The 21042-nt window shown below is 54.5% G+C and carries 17 protein-coding genes and 1 riboswitch; of the genes, 8 read left to right on the forward strand and 9 right to left on the reverse strand.

What is annotated here, in order from left to right:
- Positions 1-6 precede the first annotated feature (6 nt).
- Positions 7-813, reverse strand: coding sequence for a DUF4123 domain-containing protein (locus tag CIK78_RS07610; RefSeq protein WP_096278752.1), 807 nt, complete (start codon positions 811-813; stop codon positions 7-9).
- Complete coding sequence (tssI, locus tag CIK78_RS07615) at positions 813-2915, reverse strand: type VI secretion system tip protein VgrG (RefSeq protein WP_096278754.1); 2103 nt, start codon at positions 2913-2915, stop codon at positions 813-815. Before tssI ends, CIK78_RS07610 begins: the two co-directional genes overlap by 1 nt.
- A 241-nt stretch (positions 2916-3156) precedes the next feature.
- Between tssI and CIK78_RS07620 the strand changes: the two genes are divergently transcribed.
- Entirely contained in the window at positions 3157-3873 is a 717-nt protein-coding gene (locus CIK78_RS07620) for a trimeric intracellular cation channel family protein (protein WP_096278756.1), read from the forward strand.
- A gap of 5 nt (positions 3874-3878) precedes the next feature.
- Here the strand turns inward: CIK78_RS07620 and CIK78_RS07625 are convergent, their stop codons facing one another.
- Positions 3879-6824, reverse strand: coding sequence for a hypothetical protein (locus CIK78_RS07625; RefSeq protein WP_096278758.1), 2946 nt, complete (start codon positions 6822-6824; stop codon positions 3879-3881).
- A 109-nt stretch (positions 6825-6933) separates the two neighbouring features.
- Here CIK78_RS07625 and CIK78_RS07630 point away from each other — a divergent pair, with 109 nt between their 5' ends.
- Positions 6934-7641: a DUF3581 family protein gene (locus CIK78_RS07630; RefSeq protein WP_096278760.1), complete on the forward strand. Its 708-nt coding sequence runs from the start codon at positions 6934-6936 to the stop codon at positions 7639-7641.
- A gap of 29 nt (positions 7642-7670) precedes the next feature.
- Here the strand turns inward: CIK78_RS07630 and CIK78_RS07635 are convergent, their stop codons facing one another.
- Both CIK78_RS07635 and CIK78_RS18065 read right to left on the reverse strand, forming a co-directional pair.
- Complete coding sequence (locus CIK78_RS07635) at positions 7671-9395, reverse strand: potassium/proton antiporter (RefSeq protein ID WP_096278763.1); 1725 nt, start codon at positions 9393-9395, stop codon at positions 7671-7673.
- A 569-nt stretch (positions 9396-9964) separates the two neighbouring features.
- Positions 9965-10153 (reverse strand): hypothetical protein, encoded by a 189-nt coding sequence (locus CIK78_RS18065; protein ID WP_225734298.1) that lies wholly within the window; start codon positions 10151-10153, stop codon positions 9965-9967.
- A 127-nt stretch (positions 10154-10280) separates the two neighbouring features.
- Here CIK78_RS18065 and CIK78_RS07650 point away from each other — a divergent pair, with 127 nt between their 5' ends.
- From CIK78_RS07650 to CIK78_RS07675, 6 genes are all read left to right on the forward strand, one after another.
- The gene (locus tag CIK78_RS07650; RefSeq protein ID WP_096278767.1) at positions 10281-11780 is read left to right on the forward strand and encodes a CoA-acylating methylmalonate-semialdehyde dehydrogenase; all 1500 of its coding nucleotides are present in this window, start codon (positions 10281-10283) and stop codon (positions 11778-11780) included.
- Between the two features lie 88 nt (positions 11781-11868).
- Entirely contained in the window at positions 11869-12471 is a 603-nt protein-coding gene (locus CIK78_RS07655; protein ID WP_096278769.1) for a peroxidase-related enzyme, read from the forward strand.
- A gap of 63 nt (positions 12472-12534) precedes the next feature.
- A riboswitch (TPP riboswitch) is annotated at positions 12535-12642 on the forward strand.
- Complete coding sequence (locus tag CIK78_RS07660) at positions 12632-14011, forward strand: sodium:solute symporter (protein ID WP_096278771.1); 1380 nt, start codon at positions 12632-12634, stop codon at positions 14009-14011. It overlaps the preceding riboswitch by 11 nt.
- Before the next feature lie 108 nt (positions 14012-14119).
- Positions 14120-15088 carry a magnesium/cobalt transporter CorA gene (gene corA / locus CIK78_RS07665; RefSeq protein WP_096278773.1) on the forward strand — a complete coding sequence of 323 codons (969 nt, stop codon included), beginning with the start codon at positions 14120-14122 and terminating at the stop codon, positions 15086-15088.
- 22 nt (positions 15089-15110) lie between these two features.
- A complete protein-coding gene (locus CIK78_RS07670) occupies positions 15111-16301 on the forward strand; it encodes a zinc-binding dehydrogenase (RefSeq protein WP_096278775.1) in 1191 nt (396 codons plus the stop codon).
- Positions 16301-17359, forward strand: coding sequence for a proline racemase family protein (locus CIK78_RS07675; protein WP_176483379.1), 1059 nt, complete (start codon positions 16301-16303; stop codon positions 17357-17359). Before CIK78_RS07670 ends, CIK78_RS07675 begins: the two co-directional genes overlap by 1 nt.
- Here CIK78_RS07675 and CIK78_RS07680 read toward each other — a convergent pair.
- The 4 genes from CIK78_RS07680 to CIK78_RS07695 form a co-directional block, all read right to left on the reverse strand.
- Positions 17335-17541, reverse strand: coding sequence for a DUF1289 domain-containing protein (locus tag CIK78_RS07680; protein ID WP_096278777.1), 207 nt, complete (start codon positions 17539-17541; stop codon positions 17335-17337). The genes CIK78_RS07675 and CIK78_RS07680 overlap by 25 nt on opposite strands.
- Positions 17542-17579: 38 nt before the next feature.
- The gene (gene arfB / locus CIK78_RS07685; protein WP_096278779.1) at positions 17580-17996 is read right to left on the reverse strand and encodes an alternative ribosome rescue aminoacyl-tRNA hydrolase ArfB; all 417 of its coding nucleotides are present in this window, start codon (positions 17994-17996) and stop codon (positions 17580-17582) included.
- A gap of 88 nt (positions 17997-18084) precedes the next feature.
- On the reverse strand, positions 18085-19032 hold the full coding sequence (locus CIK78_RS07690; protein WP_096278781.1) for a D-2-hydroxyacid dehydrogenase family protein: 948 nt from the start codon (positions 19030-19032) through the stop codon (positions 18085-18087).
- Positions 19029-21011, reverse strand: a complete 1983-nt coding sequence (locus CIK78_RS07695; protein WP_096278783.1) for a TRAP transporter fused permease subunit — start codon at positions 21009-21011, stop codon at positions 19029-19031. Before CIK78_RS07695 ends, CIK78_RS07690 begins: the two co-directional genes overlap by 4 nt.
- Positions 21012-21042 lie beyond the last annotated feature (31 nt).

Consider the following 21042-nt stretch of genomic DNA (forward strand, 5'->3'; position numbering starts at 1 on the left):
CCTTTGTCATGTCATTGCATCGAGAGAAAGGGACTCGATGAAGTGTTCAAATGCGTCACTCGTTTTCAGCTTGCCTTGCGCGTTTTCCACCGCTTGCTTGCGTGACAGATTGAGTTGCCAGGTATCGTGCCAGTAGTGCTCCAGCGCCCGCCAAAGGGAGGTGATGCAGTCGTCTTCTTTTTGCAGCAGGTCGAAACGGTGAATGGCGTCGCCCAGTAATGGCATTAGCCGGGAATACTGCCTCAAGCCTTGCAGACGCTGCTGAGTCTCCTCGTCCAGCCGTAGTGGCTTGCCACTCGGTATGCTATTGCCGCCAGTCGAGAAATGGCGTTCATAAACAATACCGTCAGCACTCCGGCAAAGCGGCCACGACCAGCAGGTATCTTTATCCATCAGGGCCAGACGGTCTGCCTGGTCGAGTTTTTCTTCCCCCAATAAGAGGTGCAAGACTGCCTGCTCGTGAAAGCGCAGCAAGCCCATCCCGTTCCCAGGCGTGTCAATGGTCAGGCAGGCGGCGAGGCGCTGTTGCAGGTCATTCAGAGAAGCCGGCGTGTCGATGACCACCGAGGCGGCATGCTTCATCCAGTCAGCACTGTATTGCTGCCAAACGTCGGCATTATGCGTGATATCCAACAGCACGGGGCCGCTGTCTCGCACCGCGTGATAGGCCGTGCCGTCGTAAAGCCAGCGGAACATGGGTTCGCTCACCACGGCGTAGAAACGGCGTAACACCTCACCTTCAGGGAGGCTGGCCGTATCTATCAACCAGTAGCGCCGCTCTCTTTGCTCTGGAAAATTCACTGCATAACGCATTAACTCGCCCTATCCCGGCATGGACAGTCAGACAGTGGGCAACTGCCATCGGTCTGCTTTTGGCATAGCTGGATGATGCTGGCCTCCCGTGCGGAAGCTTCCAGTAGCGCCTCGTGGGTGACGGGCAGTATTGCTTTATGCCCCTCCGCCACCGCATGCCCTGGTAGCAGAGGGCCTTCCACCGCTTGCCCGCTGCCACTGCCAGGGCTGCCGCCTGCGTTGACGCGTACCTTGGGGCCAGCGATGGTAATACCGCTACCATCCAACTTAAGAAAACTGCCGCCTGCGTTCAGGGTGAGTTCGTCACCCGCTTCTAGCACGACTTTGTGACCTGCTTTGATGTGTAGCTCGCGGCCACTTTCTCTGAGCCAGGCTTGGCCGGCGTTGATATGCAGGGTGCCTTGCACGTTGAAGTGTTGCTGGCCTTCGGTGTGCTCGAAGCGGTTGCCATGCACCGTGTGGTGATCGTCGTTGTCGATTTCGCTGATGCGGTCGTTCTTGATCTTCAAGAAGCTGTCGTTGCGGATCTCTTCGATACGGTCGTTAAGCGTCAGCAGCTCCAGGTCTTTCTGGGCGTGGAGCCAGATCTGTTCTTCACCCGCTTCGTCTTCAAAGCGCAGTTCGTTAAAGCCTTCGGCTTTGTGGCTCTGGGTGCGCAGCACCGTGCGGGTTTTGTGCGCCGGCAAGGGATAAGGCGCGGTATTGACCGCATGGTAGGTACGCCCGGTGACCAAGGGCTGATCCGGGTCGCCTTCCAGAAACGAGACGATAACCTCGTGGCCGATGCGCGGAATGGCGATGCTGCCATAGCCACCGCCCGCCCAGCCCTGGGCTACGCGTACCCAGCAGCTTGCCGTGTCGTTTGGCTCGGCGTAGCGGTCCCAGGGGAACTGGACTTTCACCCGGCCGTGTTCGTCGCAGTGAATCTCTTCGCCCTCGGGGCCCACTACAAAGGCCACCTGTGGGCCATCGACCCGGGGCTTGGGATTAGGGGTGGCTCGCCAAGGGGCATCACCGGGAATTAGCGTGACCTGGTTGTAATAACGGGTCATCCCGTTGGCATCACCCTGAGTCATGCCGTCTTCTTCCAGCGCCTGGGGCTGTTCACCGTGATGAGTAACGCTTATCGCCTGCCAATCACGGTTGAGGCTGTCAGTATCGTGATCGGTGAGTGTAAAGCGCAGGCCAGGCGCGAGCTCGGGCAGATCACTTTCGGCATTGGCGGTGATGGCTTCGCGGCGAAGCTGCTCCAGGCGAATACGGGTAAAGGGCTCGCCGGAGGCGTCCTGCTTATAGCGGCCGGGGTAATCAAAATGTTCGTAGTCAGACTGTTGGCCGTGTGTCTCGACATCGCGGCCCAGATGTTCGTGCAACTGCGCGTAAGCCGGGTTCTTGAAGCTGTAGTCTTTCAGCGTGGCGGAGGCTGCAGCAACGCGGGCCTTTTGGCTGAGCTTGCGTACGTGGCGGCTGGGAGCCGTGCCACCGGCTCGGCTGTGATAAGTGCGCTCGCCAAGGCTTGTGAGCACCTGCGGATCGTCGGCAAAGGTCAGCCGGTGGGCGCCGCCATCGGTGCCTTCACCTCGTTCAGCAAATTCATGAAAGTAGAACAGGCCTTCTTCGGCGGCCAGGCGCTCAATAAACGCCAAGTCTGTCTCGCGGTATTGAACGCAGTACTCGCGTTCAGGAAGGGTGCGATTAACCGCAAAGGCCACATCGGTGATGCCGCGCTCATCGCACAGGGTGTTGATGATGGTGAGCGAGTCAGTCTTCTGGAAAATTCGCGAGTTTTGGCGCAGCGACAGCCGCCAAAGGGCGGGGCGCAGTACTAGCGAATAAAAGGTGCGGCGGTGGCCGCGGTCGCCTCGACCAAATTCAGCGATGATGCCGTGCACGCGACGCAGCGGTTCACTGTCCTGCCAAATAGTCAGGGTGGCTTCGCGGTCCAGAAGATCGGCGGCGTCTAGGCTGCCATCGCGGCTAGCCAGGTTCAGCGCCAATTCAAAGGGCTGGGAGAGCGTCTCGCGGTGGGTGAAATCGATCACCGCGATATCATCAACGCCGGGTAGCGTCACCGTGAATTGCAAACCGGTGCTGAGCGTCATGCCCCCTCCAGGGATAATTGACAAGGGTAATCTAAATAAATGAGAAACGATCAGGATAACGACCTGACTCCTCACAGCAACCCTTGGTCGCTATCTAGCGGCAATGTCTTACAAGCCGTGTAGGCAATCTCTTACAAAATCGGCTTTTGATGATTAAAAAGTAAACAACGTTGCCCTCATGAGCTGTGGCAGAGGTGTTATTCTGCCTGCCTTAATCGCAGGCAAACAAAAGGAGAGGGGCGTGTCGGGGGTGATCTACTGGCTGGACATGGCGGGGGTTATTGTTTTTGCGCTTTCAGGCGTTATTTTGGCATGCCGGTCAAAAATGGACCCGATGGGGATGCTGGTGCTGGCGGCGGTAACCGGGATTGGCGGCGGTACCATTCGTGACTTAGTCCTGGGCGTACGACCGGTATTTTGGGTGACGGACCCGACGTATCTATGGGTGATTTTAGCCACCGTGTGTGTGTCGCTGGTGGGGTTTCACTATATCCACCGCCTTTCTCGCGGCTTTTTGCCGGTGGCGGATGCGTTTGGGCTGGCGTTATTTACGGTGATTGGCACGCATAAAGCGCTGTTACTCGGTAGCTCCGGCACGGTGGCCGTATTGATGGGCATGATGACCGGCGTAGCGGGGGGCATGATCCGTGATGTGTTGGCCCAGCGAGTTCCGATGGTGTTGCGCGAAGAGATCTACGCCACTGCCGCAATGGCCGGCGGGATCGTTTACGTGGCGCTAGACGCTTTGAACTTACCGCTGACAATAACCATTGGCGCCTCATTAAGCGTGACGCTAGGGCTGCGCTTAGCGGCAATTCACTGGCATTTAGCGCTGCCGGTGTTTGCCTGGGTCACCGTGCCGCCGAAAACCCATGATGAGAGCGCAGTACCGCTGTCTAGCCCACAAAAAGCCAAGGAGCGGGTCAGAATGATTCGTCGAGAGCGTAAAAAACGCTAACACTATCATTCTGGTTGGTGAGTTTTTTGCCAATGATCAAACCACCGGCGCGGTTGTATCACGCGTAAAGTAGGTTCACTGTCGACTAGTTCTACGCCAACGCCCAATGGGCCGATGCGGGCATAAAGTGCCCCGTTAGCGCGCTTGTCTTGCAGAGTAACGTCGGAGAGCAGCAGCAGTGGCCCACCGGTAAGCGTAAGATTTTGTAGCCGAATACGTTGGTCGCCGACCTGGAGTAAAGCCGTGCCGTTGATATCGTGCACGTTTAGCAACCTGCCTAGCCAGTCGCTTTCACGGGCACGGGCCAAAAATAGCCGTGCCAGCAAGCCCGTATCGCGCATTCCCAAACGCAGCTGGCTCGTTAGGTGAATAGGGTCATCCCATTCAAGCTGCGCTTGTTCCATGCTGAGTTGTACCCACCAGCCGGCGTCCGGCGCACCTTGCTCACTTAGCCGAAACACGTTTTCTAAGCGTAAAAACGAGTCGTTGGCGGTGAAGCGCCGCGCTTGTAAATCGCCTTCGGTTAGATTTAAGTAAACTTCAACATCGCCACGTAACCGCTGATCAAGCAGCTCCATGTCAGCACCAAAGGCACGAAGCGTGATTTCCCCTTGGGCCTCTAGCCCATCAAGTCTCCATTCGCTGGAAAGGTTTGCTTGTCCACCTAGCAAGCGAACCCCGGCATCCTCGGGCAGATAGCGGTTGTAGCGAGTAAAGTCTGGCACATCGATAATCGGCATAGCGATGCGGGTGACGAAGTGCTCTGGCTGTGGCGACTTAAGCACCTCGCTAAAGCGGTCGGTTTGAGTGGTAAGCGCAAAGTGGCGGCCTTCAAGGTGGGGGCGGCCATCGTTTTGGCGCATCAGCGCGAAGTTAGGGATACCCAGCGATAGCTGAGCCTGCTCAGCGCTGTCCAACTGAGCGGTGAGTTCGCCGCGCCCGGTAGCCAAGTAGTCGAGAAAGGCGACCTCAAGCTGATTAGCATTAACGCGTAGCCGGGTAGGTGCTAGGAGTTGTTTGTCGCGAAAGGCTCCTTGAGCAAAAAGCTGGCCGCTGCCTGTCAGCGATAGGCCATGAGCATCGGGAAGAAAAGTATTTAAGAAGCCCAGCTGTTGCACGCTACCTTCAAGAGAAAACTGCCCACTAGGCACGTTTTCGCGGCGTAGAAATCGGCCGTCGGTGAGAATCAAAATACTTTCCAGCTGCTCGTCAGGCTGCTCTAGGTTGGCCACTTGCCAGCTCAGCCGAGTGCCGCTGATATTCAACGCGGAGCCATCCAGTGCCGCTTGTCGAATAGGCAGAAAAAGCTGCATATCACTTGTGAGCGTGCCGGCGCTTTCGCCGTGCTGCCAACGGGTGGTCATTCCTTCGCCGGATAGATGCACTTGCCCAGTCGCCTGCTCAGACGTTACCTGAAGCTGGCCGTGGCTGGCGGCTTGGCCGCTCAGTAGTTGAAGCGGAGCGGGCTCAGGTAATACCGCCCCCAAGTACGTTTGCAGCACGCTAATATCGGGTAGCTGTGCCGCTTGCCAACTGAGGGTTGCCGTTGCTTCTTGGCGCGCCCTTTGTGCGTCTAGCGGGCTCTTTGCCATTAATGTTATGTCAGCATCGGAAAGCAATGTTCGCTGATGGTGCGTTAGGGTCGCATTGGCGAACGTTAAGCGGGCGTCAATGTTTTCGTCAGGCGTGAGTCGTGCAGTAAGTGAGCCGCTGCCCTGTGTTTTAAAGTCCAGCGCCTCGGCAGCAAGCAGCGGTGCCTGAATGGCCAGCGCCGCCTGCTGAGGGCGAGCATCAACAAGCGTGGCGCTCGCCTCTATTTGTCCATTGCCGGAAAGCCGTATGCCTTTGCCGTCAAGGGTTGGCGCTAGATAGCGATCAAACATGTCCAGGCGAATCACGCGGCCCTGTAAGGCGAGCGTGACATTGGTGGGGAGATCAAGCCGGTCTAGCCGCTGATTGGGTATCTGAGTGGCAAGGCGTAGCTCAGCATTTTCAGCATAGGGATGAGTATCAGCCAGCGTTACGTCAGCCAGTTGCGTCGAAAAATGTAGCTGATCATTCTCAACCGCCAAGCGGACTTGGCCTTTGCCGGTGGCCGTGTGGCGCGGGGGTGGGTTGTCGGCAATGAGCCAGCGCGGTGAGCCACTGGGTGTGCGTAGGCGCTGTTCATCGACCGCTAAACGCAGCGTAGGGGAATCCAGCGTTAAAACACTGCCGTGCTGTAACTCACCAGCGGTTAGCTCAAGTGCGCCTGCTAAAGCCCCGCGCCCCTCAAGAGTCAGCCAGGGCAGGGCGTTGAGGTAAGGCATGAAAACATCCCAGGCATCTGCCTGCGCCTCAATCTGTAGCTGAGCAGAAAGCGCTGACAATAGATCGGGATTCAGTTCACCCGTCGCAGCGGCCACGGGTGTCAAGCTGGTTAATGTTGCATCCGCGTTGAGATTGATATCGCGTACTAACGTGGCTTGATCACTTAAGCGCACTAAACGACCGTCAGTAATCGCTAGTGAAAAGTCGGGGATCGCTAAGGTCTCGCGCGTTAATGTGGTTTCCGCCACGTGCAGCTGGCCCTGCGCCTCAAGGGCAATATCACCTACGGTGAGGCGGCGGATGCCTTCGGCATCCAGCGCTTCGATATGCAGTTCTCCGCGTAATAGGGCGAATAGAGAGAGCGAAAGAGTCGCCCGCTCGGCTTCAATGCTGATGGGCAGCGCCGCATCTTCGCGTGCTAAATACAGACCCTCTACTTCCCAGCGGCCGGGGTGGCGGCTGGCGCCCTGCTCCCAACGTATTTCAATGCCATCAAATTGAGAAATGCGCTCGGGCAGCCACTGGCTGTTGAGCAGCCAATAGCTGCCTGCCACCCAGATAGCGATGATAAACAGTAGCCCAATCAACATACTTAATAGCAGGCGTGGTAAGCGTTTTTTACGCGTATTGGCATTTGACATAGTGGCTTCCCTAGCAGATAACTCCTGTTGAGCCGTGTTTTATGGCATTATGCGCGACGTTGGGCACTGACGGGTTTTCGATTTCAACGCTAGGCAGGCAGCTAACGCCATGTTTAAGGATTTTTACGCGCAGCGCGGAGAGTATGTAGTGATCTCTGCAGAGCAGGCCAGCCGTTTCGCTAAAGGCGTGGCTGGCGACTACAACCCTATCCATAATCCGGGAGCGCGCCGTTTTTGCGTTCCTGGCGACCTGCTATTTGTACTGGTACTGACAAAGTTCGGTTTGTCGCGGCAGATGGAGTTTCGTTTCACCAACATGGTGGCGGCGGAGACGCCGCTTAAATTTTGCGAAGCGGATAATGGCTCCGTTCATGTTTGCGATGAGAGCGGGAAATGCTACTTACAAGTGCTGCGCAGTGGTGAAACCACTCACGACGTAGCCGCAGTCGAAGCCTTTGCGCGCTGCTATGTAGCGTTTTCGGGCAAAAACTTCCCGCACTATTTAAAACCGCTGATGGAGCAGCATGGGGTAATGTTCAACCCTAAACGCCCACTGGTAATCTACGACAGCATGGGCTTTTCACTCAAGCGCTTAGATGGTTTTTCACCGGGTTTAACGTTAAATCAATCGTCGCTGAGTGTTCAGGGGAAACGCGCGGATGCGCTGCTGGAGTTTTCCATTGAATCCGCCGGCGAAGCGGTCGGGGTCGGTTCTAAAAAGCTCGTGGTTAGCGGGCTTTGCAGTTACGACGCAAACGAGATGGCCGCGATTGTAGAAGAGTTCTATCGCCTAAAGGCCGCTTACGAAACGGCCTAGGCGTCAATGTGGGTGATGGCTGCTCTTACTTACTGATTAGGCTTTTCCTGTACCGTTAAGCCTACCGTGGTAATGCGGCCACCGAGTGTTTCTAGCACTGCCAACGTCAGTCCTTCAATCTGCATTGAGTCGCCAGCATTCGGCTGGCCGGCTAAGGTGTTGCGTAGCAGCGAATCCAGCGTCATATGCTGGTCCTCTTCTTGGATCAACAAGCCATAGGAGTGGTGTAGATCGTCTATCTTAGTGCTCCCCTTAAGCTTCAACTCCTGATCAGGTAATTCGCTACTGATGTCATCCACGGCATCAGAGAACACGCAGTCAATAAAGGGACGCGTTTCAGGACGAAGCACGACAAACAAGTGATCACCGGCCATTAACGTCGTTGAGCCTCGCGGTGGAATGACATCTTTACCACGGGTAATCATGGCGACCACGGTGGTATCCGGTAAGGCCATTTGTGAAAGCCGCCGTCCTGCCGCTCGCGGGTGTTCGCTCAACGTGTACTCAACGATATCAGCATCAACTTCTTCAATTGCCGTGATTTCAATACTGGCTGCTGACAAGGCGGGCGGTTTTTCAGTGAGCCTAAGCCGTCGAGCGACCAGCGGAAGCGTGGTGCCTTGAATGGTGGCTGAAATAAGCACCACGAAAAACACCACGTTGAAGATTAACTCCGCTCCTTCGAGCCCAAACATCAGCGGGAAAATAGCCAAGATAATCGGCACCGAGCCCCGCAAACCGACCCAGGCGACTAGGGTTGTTTCGCGGGCGTTAAAGCCAAATAGACGCATAATCGGTATAACGGCAATCGGGCGGGCAACCAGAATAAGCACGGCGGCGATGATGAGACCTTCAAGCCAGACATCGAGTAGCGAAAGGGGATTGATCAGTAGTCCGAGCACCACAAACATCATGATCTGGCTTAGCCAGGCCAGCCCGTCGTGAAATAAGAAGGTGCTGCGCTGGAAGACAATTCTATGATTACCAATCACCACGCCGGTTAAAAAAATAGCTAGGAAACCGCTGCCTCCGACATTGGCCGAGATGCCAAATGAGAGAAAGCCGCAGGCCGCGACCATCACCGGATAAAGCCCCGATGCGACAAGATGTATACGATTAATGATTTTTACTGATGCCCAACCGACCCCAAGCCCCACGAGTGCGCCAACCCCCATTTGAAGGACGAAAAGCTCTAGTAAGCCCACGCCAGGCTGCATACCGTTAACCAGGATTTCTAGCAGGCCAACGGTCAGAAAAATCGCCATAGGGTCGTTCGAGGCGCTTTCTATTTCTAAGGTGTATTTTAGTTTTTTGTTGATATGTATGCCGGCATTACGCAACAGCGAAAAGACCGCTGCTGCGTCTGTTGATCCGACAATCGCACCTAGCAACAGGCCTTCTAACAATGGTAAGTCAAGAATATAAGCTGCCGCTAACCCCGTAATAACGGCAGTGATTAACACCCCGAACGTCGCTAATAGCGAAGCGGGTTTCCATACTTTCTTAATCGAGGACGTCGGCGTTTGTAGGCCGCCATCAAATAGAATCATCGCGAGTGCTAGCGTGCCGAGCGCATGCGCACCGGCGGGATTGTCGAAGGCGATGCCGCCCACACCGCTCTCACCCGCTAACATCCCTATGACTAAAAACAGTACTAAAACAGGTAAGCCAAGACGCGCAGATAGCTTGCTTGACACGATGCCGACTAATATCAGTATCGCGGCAAGTAAAATGAGATGATCAACTTGAAACATAAATGTAGAGCCCTTTTAACTTCGCCCATAACACGAATAGGCAGAGAATTTTCTGCCAGGTCGTTACTAGTGCAACAACGGTTGACTAACTTACTTACGTGCTAGGCGGGGCTCTGCTGGGAGGAAGAGCGGTGCCAAAATAATAACGATCGTTAGACACCACACCGTTAACGCCACTTTGATGGGGCAGAGTCGGCATCAGGGTGGGAAAAATGTTGCTTAAGAATCCATCGCCTGAATGTAATTTAAAGATTTTTAGAGGATCGTCATCCGCTTGCCGCTGGAGTGAGTCATTTCGAATCCGCAGCTTATCCGGGATATGCGCAACGCTCGCTTTATCCGAATGACTGTGCAGGCTTTCGTGAATCTGCGCCACGCCTGCTAAATGAGGTGAGTAGAGGTGTTTAGCGGCACCCAACAGTAAGATCGAAAAACAGCAAAGAGTGAGTAGGCGGGAAACCCATCGCGATGAATGCTCCTTGTGTTCGCAACGCCCATGCCGCATGGCATCTTCCTTGAAAAAGCCGTTTGTGAGGCGCCTTTTATACCTTAGGTGAGGGATATTTGCATCAGCCTGTGACGGGCAGTACATCAACATTTACCTCCAAGCGATGCTCACCACCGCCATTCATCACGCCTTTGAGCGGCGCTACGTCGGCGTAATCCCGGCTCCAGGCGAGCACGGTGCCGTCGGTAGGATCAGTTGTCTCAATTGGGAAAGGCTCATTGACGCCACGCCGAAGATTTTGTTTACTCATATGATACCTGATTGACGTTAACGTCAACTTGCTGCTATACCCTGAGCACCCATTTATTATCGCTAACGTGTGTCAGCAACCGCTTTCCAACAATAAATATGCATTTTCAAGTAATAGGAGCAGCACTATGTCCGTTCGCCAAATCCCTATGGTTATCGATGGTCAGCCCGTGCAGTCACAAAGCCAAGAGTGGCACGACGTGGTTAACCCTGCGACGCAAGAAGTGGTCGCTCGGGTGCCGTTCTGCACGGCGGAGGAAGTGGAGCGCGCGGTTAGCAGCGCCAAAGAGGCGTTTAAGACGTGGCGTAAAGTGCCGCTGGGCAAGCGTATGCGCATTATGCTCAAACTCCAGGCCTTGATTCGCGATAACACGTCGGAACTCGCGGCATTGATTACCGAAGAGCATGGCAAAACTCTGCCGGATGCGGAAGGCGAAGTAGGTCGCGGGCTAGAAGTCGTAGAGCATGCTTGTTCGATTACCTCGCTGCAGCTTGGCGAGCTGGCAGAAAATGCGGCGAATGAAGTGGATGTTTACACCATGCACCAGCCGCTCGGCGTTGGCGCTGGTATTACCGCGTTCAACTTTCCGATCATGTTGCCCTGTTTTATGTTTCCGCTGGCCATTGCGACCGGCAATACCTTTATTCTAAAGCCGTCGGAGCAAGACCCAAGCTCTACCATGCGCTTGGTGGAATTGGCCCACGAGGCTGGCATCCCGCCGGGGGTACTCAACGTGGTGCACGGTGGCCCGGATGTCGCCAATCAAATTGCTGATCATCAAGATATCAAAGCGCTTTCATTTATTGGCTCAACCCACGTAGGCTCGCTGCTCTATAACCGCGCGGCGGTGGCAGGCAAGCGGATGCAGGCGATGATGGGCGCTAAGAATCACTGTGTGGTTATGCCTGACGCTAACCGCAGTCAGGCCATTAACAATTTACTGGGCTCGGCATTTGGCGCAGCGGGCCAGCGCTGTATGGCTAACTCGGTGGTCGTGCTCGTGGGCGATGCTCGGGAATGGTTAAGCGATATTGTTGATGCCGCACGTAATATGAAAGTGGGGCCAGGTACCCAGCTAGATGCAGACTTAGGCCCGCTAGTCTCACCCGCTGCGCGTGATCGTGTGCTGCGCTTAATCGATGCGGGTGAAAAAGAGGGTGCCAAGCTGATGGTCGATGGCCGTAATATTCAGGTAGAGGGTTACCCTAACGGTAACTTTGTTGGGCCGACGCTATTTGCCGATGTGACCGCCGAGATGACTATTTATCGCGAAGAGATCTTTGGGCCTGTGCTGTGCGTGGTCAGTGTTGAAACGCTGGATGATGCCATCGCCTTTATCAATGCTAATCCCAACGGTAACGGGACCTCGATTTTTACCAATTCAGGCTGGGTGGCACGCCGCTTTGAAACCGACATTGATGTGGGGCAAATCGGTATTAACGTGGCAATTCCGGTGCCGGTGGCATATTTCAGCTTTACCGGTTCACGGGCGTCGAAGCTCGGTGACTTAGGGCCAAACGGTAAGCAGGCAATCGCCTTCTGGACGCAAACAAAAACCGTCACGGCACGCTGGTTCGAGCCGGAGAACGTTTCCAGTGGCATTAATAGCACGATTTCGCTGGGCTAAAAGAAACGCCGATCTTAGCTATATTAGGCCCCGCTTAAGCGGGGCCTAATGGTAGTAGGGCAAAGCAATTAACAATAAAGAGGTGATTATGTTGCCATCATTAAGTCGCTTTAACGTGCCAGAAACGCTCGATGCGTTGCCCGACGATATTCGTACTACGATTCTGGCCGTGCAGGAAAAAGCAGGCTTTGTGCCCAATGTTTTCCTAATGCTGGCCCATCGCCCCGCTGAGTTTAGGGCGTTTTTTGCCTATCACGACGCGTTAATGGAACGGGAGTCAGAGTCGATCACTAAAGCTGAGAAAGAGATGATTGTGGTCGCTACCAGTGCGCGAAACCGCTGCTTATATTGCGTGGTGGCGCACGGTGCGCTGGTGCGCATTTATAGCAAAGACCCGCTGTTGGCCGACCAGGTTGCGATTAATCATCGCGTGGCGCCTATTAGCGAGCGCCATCGTGTGATGCTCGATTTTGCTATGCACTGTGCGATAGATGTGGGTGAAATGACCGACGAGTGGTCTGCGCGGCTGCTGGCCGTCGGCTTCAGCCAAGAGGATTGCTGGGATATCGGTGCTATTGCAGCCTTTTTTGGTTTGTCTAATCGACTGGTCACGCTGGCGGGTACGCCGCCTAATGAGGAGTTTTATCTGATGGGGCGCATACCTCGCGAGGCATCGACTGGTAACGTTTAAGCGTTACTTACCTTCACTTTCCTTTACTGAGGCGCGGTTTTCAGTGAGGATAGCGCCTCCACTCACTGTCGCCAGGGGAGCCCTTATCAACGGGGCTGAGAATGCGCGTTGCGCAGACCCTGGAACCTGATCCGGTTCGTACCGGCGGAGGAAGCGCGACATGCTTTACCTAACGTCAGCCGTACTTGGCGCGGCGCTGTGCTGCTTTGCTTTTTTAGGCCTGCGGACTCGCAGGGTTGATGGCCCGCTTGATGACTATATGACAGCTCGCAATTCGCAGACGAGCTCGACTCTCGGGCTTTCCTTTCTCGCGTCAGGCATGGGGGCGTGGATTCTCTTTGCGCCCCCTGAAATTGGTGCCTTCGTGGGCCCGCTTGCGCTAGCAGGCTACGCGTTTGGCTCCACATTACCCTTTATTATCTTAGCTCTTTATGGGCCTAAGATTCGCCGCGCGCTTCCCGAAGGGCGTAGCATCGCCGAATTTGCACAGGCGTGCTATGGCCTCGGCGTACGGCGCTGGGTCACGCTGGTGTCCATTGCTTACATGGCCTGCTTTTTGGCCGCCGAGCTAACGGCGATTGGTGCGATAACAGCATTGCTGTCTGATGTACCTCCCTCACTCGTGGTGATTGGCGTCGCGCTGACTACGCTTATTTACACGGTAGTGGGCGGCCTGCGCGCCAGCCTTGCCACTGACCGCTGGCAGGCCTGGCTGCTGCTGGTGCTATTGGTCGTGGTAGGCAGCATGGCGCTTTGGCGGCTTCCTGCATTGCCTAGCGAAGCGGCGATGCCTGCTATCCCTGTTACCAGCGCGCTCAGTGTGGCATTAACACTAGTGATTGCGGTAACGGCCGCCAATTTATTTCATCAGGGCTATTGGCAGCGCGTATGGGCTGCTAAGGATGACCACAGCCTGGGTCGTGGCGCATGGCTAGGCGGCGCTATGACGATGGTGGTGGTAATGGTTATTGGTAGTTTAGGCATTTTAGCAGCGATGAGCGGTGTTGCTCTGGGCACACCGCCTATGCCGTTTTTCGCACTGCTAACGGATGCACCCGCTTGGTTATCGCTACCTGCACTGGTATTGGCTGTTACCTTGGTAGCTTCCAGTGTTGATACGCTCCAGAATGGCATTGCCTCGCTTATCGTCGCACGCAGCGAAAAGCGCGGTGTTTCGCTGGAGGCAGCCCGCTGGGCGACGGTTGCATTAATGATTCCCGTGGTAGTGGTTGCTTTACAGGGATTATCGATACTGCGGCTTTTCCTTATTGCCGACTTACTGTGCGCCTCCATCGTAGTGCCGGTGTTGCTAGGGCTATGGCAACGGATGACGCCAATAGCCGCCATCGGGGGCGGCGTTGCTGGGCTGCTCGGGGCTATTTTGCCCGGGTGGTTAAGCCAAGGCAGTGTCAGCGCAGGAGTGGTGGCGGCGAGCTTTCCTGACAGCATTCCAACGTTAGGCCCTTTTCTGGGCGCATTGGTTATGTCAACGTTAGTTAGCGTGGCGCTTGCCTATGCTATAAAAAAACAGCCTGTGTAGAAGGGAGTCGCCTAGCGTGGGCTTGGTGTGCCGGGAATGCATCGCTATAGTGGATAAGTACGTAGAACGATTTGCGCTTCTGAGCGCTCGCTAATCGCAAGGACGACTATGATTAGAGCTATGCTTACTACGCCCGATGGTGCGGTTCACGAAGGCAATGAAGACTTGCTGGCCATGTGGCAATCCACGCCTGACAGCCATATCTGGATCGATATGCAGGGTGAGACGCAGGACAGTGAACGCACCATTTTAGAGGCTTTCAAATTTCATCCCATGGCGATTCAGGATGCTCATAAGGAGCGCCATCCGCCAAAGATTGAAGAGTTCGATAATCACACGCTGATTATCTACCGGGGTATTTCCTCCTTCGATGCTGAGTTGAATTATCTGCCGCAGCAGATATGTTTTTTTGTCGGTGAGCGCTTTCTAGTCACGCTTCACCCCGGTGAGGCGCTCAGCATTGAGCGGCTGTTTAATGAGCACGGCAAGAAACTGCTGGCGCATTCCCCTGAGCATGTCGCGCTGCGAGTGATGTATATTTCAGCCGGCTTTTATATCGATAGTCTGCTCGAATTTGAAACTGAGCTAAGCGATTTGGAGGATGAGCTACTCGAAAATGGCAACGATGCGCTCATGCGCAAGATCATCACCTATCGTTCTCGGCTGGTGAAAATGCGCCGAATCTTTAGCTACCATCAGGGAATTACCCAGGAGCTAACGGCTTACGACTACGAGCATGTGCCCCGCGAAGAAAGCGAGACGCTCCACGCGATTAATGATGTGGCGGATCGTTTCGAACGTCTCTATACCTTGACCCAGATGTACTATGAAATTTGCGGTGACTTAATCGATGGCTATATTTCTATTTCATCCCACCAGCTAAATATCACTATGCGTGTGCTGACGGTGATTACCGCGATCTTTGTGCCGTTGACGTTTATTGCCGGCATTTACGGCATGAACTTTGCCAATATGCCCGAGCTGCGCTACGAGTATGGCTACTTTTTTGTATGGGGAGCCATGTTGGGCATCGCTGGAATACTGATTTGGTTATTCAAGCGTAAAAACTGGTTTTAACGCCATACAACGGAGTCAATCTATGGCCGACACTGCACACAAGGTACCAACGACGATGGCTGCCATGCTCTTAACCGGGCATGGGGATATCGATAAATTGGAATACCATCAGGATGTCGCTACGCCGCAGCCCAGGCAAGGCGAGGTGTTGGTGCAGGTAACCGCGACGGCCAAGAACAACACCGATCGAAAAGCCCGGGAAGGTCTTTATCCCACCAAAGATAAGGGCGACGTCACTTCCTTTGCCATGGGCGGCACGCCGACGCTTACCTTTCCGCGTATTCAAGGCGCTGATGTGGCAGGCCGCGTGGTAGCCGTCGGTGAAGGTGTTGGCGCTGAGCGTATTGGTGAGCGCGGGCTGCTCGATTTTAATATCTACGCTGACGAGCGTCGCGATATCAATCTAACGCCGGATTATTACGGCCACGGTGCTGACGGTGGGTTTGCTGAATATATCGCCGTGCCAGCCGATCAGTTTTACGCTGTGCCGAATCCTGAGCTGCGCGATGCTGAGCTGGCGTCAATGGGTATGTGCTCGTATCAAACTGCTTACCACATGATGACAGCTGCCAGTATATGTGCCGGTGAGCGGGTACTGGTAAGCGGTGCCAGCGGTGGCGTGGGTACGGCGCTCATTCAGCTGTGCCGAATCGTTGGGGCCATCCCTTACGCCGTCAGCCAGCTAGATAAAGCCGATGCGCTAAGCGCCTTCGGCGCAGAGGCGGTGATTGATCGTGGCGACTTGCCGACGTTTGTTGAGCGAGTGCTGGCTACCACTAACGGCAAACCGATTGATGCAGTGATGGATCTGGTCGGGGGTGAGATGACGAACCTGTTTATCGATACCATGATTGTCGATATGCAGGGCCGTCAGAGCTATCCGCGTCTTTCAATAGCCGGTGCCAGCGGTGGCAATCTCAGCGAAATGATGTGGACCCGTATTTATCTCTACCAGGTGCAGATTTTTGGCGTCTCTCACGGTACTCGTGAAGAGGCTGAGCAGCTTGTCGAATGGATTCGTAGCGGCCTACTCAAACCGGTGCTTCATGCAGCGTTTAAACTTTCTGACCTGCATGCTGCCGAGCGTTATTTTGTTAATCGAGGTGGCAATTATCTGGGCAAAATTGTGCTGGTTCCCGATTCACAGTGGGCTTCCCACGGTGCGTCGTTCGCTCTTGAAAACACCTCTTCCGATGCTCAGGAGCAACGCTAGTGCATAATTTTCATACCATTCAGTTAATGGATACTCACGCCGGTGGTGATGTTAGCCGTATTGTTACGGGTGGTATTGATAGTTTGCCCGGTGCCACCGTTCGCGAGCAGATGGAGTACCTGCGCGATGACGCCGACGGATTGCGCCGCCTGCTACTGGAAGAGCCTTACGGCGTGCCGGAAATGTCGGTCGATTTATTGGTGCCAGCCTGCCATCCGGAGGCCGTCGCGGGTTACATCATTATGGAAGTGATGGGTTATCCCATTTACTCTGGTTCCAATACGCTGTGCACGGCCACCGCCGTACTAGAGAGCGGCATTGTGCCTAAGCAAGAAGGTATTCAGCGCTTCAAACTAGAAGCGCCCGCGGGCCTGGTGCAAATTGAAGCGAAGGTGCATAACGGCGTTGTCGAATCGGTCACCTGCAGCGGGTTGCCCAGTTATATCGACACCTATCGCGCTACGATTCGCGTGCCGAGTATTGGCGATGTGACCTACTCAATCGCTTATAGCGGCGGCTTTTATGCGTTGGTGGATGCGACTGAGCTTGGCTTTAAGCTAGTGCGTGATGAGGAACGAGCACTTTCTGAGTGCGCTTATAAAATTGTTGAGGCAATTAAAGCGCAGCGTGGCTTCTCCCATTACACGCTGGGAGATGTGGGGCCATTGCCATTTTTGCACTTTATGGGCCCTGAGGAGAAGGTAGGGGAGGGGTATATACGCTCACGCTCCACCACGTATGTTCACCCTGGCGTTATCTGTCGCAGCACCACAGGCACCGGTACGTCGGCACGCTTAGCGCTAATGAACTATGAAGGGCGGCTGAACGTGGGGGATAAGCTAGAGACCGTTTCGTTGCGTGAGACGGGCTTTATCGGCACCTTCACGGGCACGCACCAAGAGGGCGATCATCACGTCGTCGAAAACACCATTACAGGTCGCAGCTATGTGCTGGCTCACTCTGATATCGTTATCAACTGTGACGACCCCATGGTGGGCTGTGGCGAGCTACATCATATATTGCGTGATCGTCATCAGCGTACAGAGTCTGAGACGTAGCCTTCTGCCTCTAGCCGTTCCCATACCGGGGCTTTTTCAGCCTCGGTCATAGCTCCCCAGCAGGCTATTTCATCTAATGTACGGCCGCAGCCTTCGCATACCGATGTTGACGATTCTATTTGGCAGATTTGTACGCAAGGCGAAATAGGCCGCACCTTAGCGGGTATATGGGCTTTAGTCATGATTGAAAGCTCTTTGGCATTAAGTATCGAGCGATGGCTTATGAGGCAGATACTTTGCCGCGCAGCGATTTGACTTTACCTTTGCGGGTTTTGTGGTCAACCCGACGGCGTTGTGAGCCTTTAGTGGGCTTAGTGGCACGGCGAATTTTTTGCGGTTTGGTGGCACTCCGTATCAGCTCTCTTAAACGTGCCAGTGCATCTTCTTTATTTAGCTCAAGCTTGCGATGGCTCTGGGCTTTAATAATCACCACGCCTTCTTTGCTAATGCGCTGGTCGGACAACGCCATTAACCTTTCTTTGTAGAGTGGTGGCAGCGTGGAGCTCAGAATGTCGAAGCGCAAGTGTACGGCTGAAGCGACCTTGTTGACGTTCTGGCCGCCAGCGCCTTGGGCACGAATCTGGCTAATACCAATCTCCCAATCAGCTAGGGTAACGTCGCTAGAAATGGTGAGCATTCATGTCCTCTGTGTTACTCATGAACCTATAAGGCTAGCACAATTGGCACAGAGGCGGGGCTTATTGGCTGAATGATACTAACCGACTCTAGCCAGCTAAATTATTGACTGACTGCCCATTGATATATGCCAGTAGGTTGCTAAACGCATCGCCAAAGTAGAGCTCATAGCTGTCTTTTTCGACGTAGCCTAGGTGCGGTGTGGCGACTAAGTTGGGCAATTCGAGCAGGGAGCTTGTGACGACAGGCTCCGTATCGAAGACGTCAACCGCGGCCTGGCCTGGGCGTCCGGCGCGCAGCGCCTGTTCAAGCGCCTGTGGTGCCAGTAGCTGAGAACGGCTGGTGTTCACCAGTAGGGACGTTGGCTTCATTTGGGCGAGTAATTCAGCGGTGACGATACCCCGAGTGTCATCGTTTAAACGAAGGTGAAGACTTAATACATCGGCGCGCTGGAAGAAATCCGCCTGGCTTTTGGCAACGTCAAGGCCAGCCTCAATAGCACGCTGGCGGGTGCTTTCTCGCCCCCATACCAGTACTTCCATGTCAAACGCCTGACCGTAGCGTGCGACTAAACTGCCAATTTTCCCATAGCCAAAAATACCTAGCGTGCGTCCCTTGAGGCCCGTGCCTAGCGTACGCTGCCAGCGGCCTGCTTTTAGGTTTTCAACCTCTGCGGGAATATTGCGCATCGCGGCTAGCACAAGTCCCCAGGTTAATTCCGCCGCGGCGTTAGGCGAGCCGGTGCCCGCCATCACGGTCACACCGTGGCGACGGCAGGCCGCCATATCAACATGCGCCGCGCCACCGCCCGTTTGGCTAATCACTTTGAGGTTGGGCAGGCGCTCAAGTAGGGCCGCCGTGATGGGCGTGCGTTCGCGAATAAGCACGAGTGCCTCTGCGGCCTTCAATCGCGTGCTTAGCGCATCCAGGTCGGTAAGGGTGTCATGATAAATCGCCACATCATGGTCTTCTAACTGCTTGAAGGCGTCTAAGCTGCGTACACAGTCCTGATAATCGTCTGGAATGACAATGTTCATTGCGAGAGCTCCTTGCTTGGCAGAGGGGCGCGGGCGTCATCAGTACTATTTTTATCAGTACTGTTTTTATCAGTACTATTTAATCGGTATTGCCACCCAAAAAGCCCGATAATCAGTGCAATGCCTGCTATATCGGTCATCACTTGACCATTAATCAGCATCAGTGCAGCGGTGAGTAATAATCCACGCTCGAGCCAACTGCATGGGCGTAAAAAGAAGCCAATCGTTGATGCCGCAAGCGCCACTATACCGATAATGCCAGAACCCACGGCAAGGGCAATCTCAAGCACGGTTCCATCGCCTAAAAGAGGTGGATGGTAGATAAACATAAAGGGAATTAAGAAGCCGCCGAGCGATATTTTGGTCGCCGTCAGGGCCGTTTTAAACCAGTGTGAACCCGCGATAGCGCCGCCAATATAGGCCGCTAGCGCAACGGGCGGTGTCACGCCGGAAAGGATTGCAAAGTAGAGAATGAATAGATGCGATGAAAGGCTGGGCAAGCCAGCCTCAATAAACGCAGCCGCTACAACAGACGCAGCCAGCATGTAGGCTGCCACGGTAGGGAGCCCCATGCCGAGAATGATCGCCACTACCATTGCCAACAGTAGTGTGATTAATACATCGCCGCCGCTGACGACGAGAATCACAGATGAGACTTTAAGCCCTAGGCCGGTAAGGCTGATGACGGATGCAATAATCGCAACGCTACCGATGATAACGGCGATCATTGCAGCGGTCATCGCACCCGCTTCTAAGGCAGCGGGAATCGACTTCAAGCGATCCGTAAAGCTGCCGGGGCTGCGCCAGGAGAATAGGTAAATTAGTAGTGCTGTGAAATAAGCGGCGACGGCGGCAGTCGTGGGGGTATAGCGCAGCACCAGCATGGCGATGAGTACAATGATCGGCAGCAGCAGTGTTTCAATGTTGAACAGTCCCTCGCGTAATGTAGGGCGCTGGTCTTTGGGTATAGGGTTTAGCCCAAGGCGCTTAGCTTCGAAGTGAACGCTCATCCAGATGGCTAGATAGAAAAGTAGGGCGGGGATAAGGGCAGCACCGATGATTTCTAGGTAGCTCACCGAAATAACATCAGCCATGACGAAGGCCGCGGCACCCATGATAGGGGGTAATATTTGTCCGCCGGTGGATGCAGAGGCCTCTGTGGCTGCTGCGAAGCGTGGGCTATAACCGCTTTTTTTCATCAGGGGGATGGTGAATACGCCGGTAGTCGCTACGTTGGCAGCGGTGCTGCCGCTGATACTACCAAATAGGGCACTGCATAGAGTGGCCGCTTTAGCGGGGCCTCCGGCCATGCCGCCAGTCAGCGAATTAGATAAACGCATAAATGTATCGCCACCGCCAGTGGTTACCAGCAGCGCGCCAAACATAATAAATACCACGATCACCGTTGAGGAAGTGCGCATCAAACTGCCGTAAATCCCGGTTGGGCTCATGTAAAAAGTGGCCACTAAGTCGGCCCAACCAAACCCTCCATGCCCCCATACACCGGGTAGGTAGTTGCCAAAATAGGCATAGGAAAGCGCAATAAGTACCAGGATTGGAAACGCAAGGCCGATGGCACGACGGCAGGCCTCAAGCAAAAGTAAAATGGCCAGAACCCCGAACACCAAATCATAGGTGGTCGGCATGAGGTAACCCAGCTCATAGATAATCCGATCAAACTGCATGATGTAGTAACCGCTAACCGCGATTGCCAGTATCACAGGGATGACATCAAACCAAGGCAGGCGGTGATTGTCTTTCGCACGGCAGGAGTAGCCCAAAAAGATTAGCGGCAGAGCGAACAAGAGGTGTATAGCATTTTGGGTATTAACGGCCCCCGTTATGGCGGCATAAAGGTGAAAAACTGCCATCGCCACTGCCATTGATCGCATCACCAAAAACCAGACACCCGTAAGCTGGCGCTTGCCCGAGTCTTCTGAGTACTTCTCAACGATCTTATTGCTTCCAGGGGTATCCATCGGATGACTCCCACGCTCACGTGTCTTTTAG

This window comes from Halomonas sp. JB37, from assembly GCF_002332255.1.
GTDB lineage: Bacteria > Pseudomonadota > Gammaproteobacteria > Pseudomonadales > Halomonadaceae > Vreelandella > Vreelandella casei.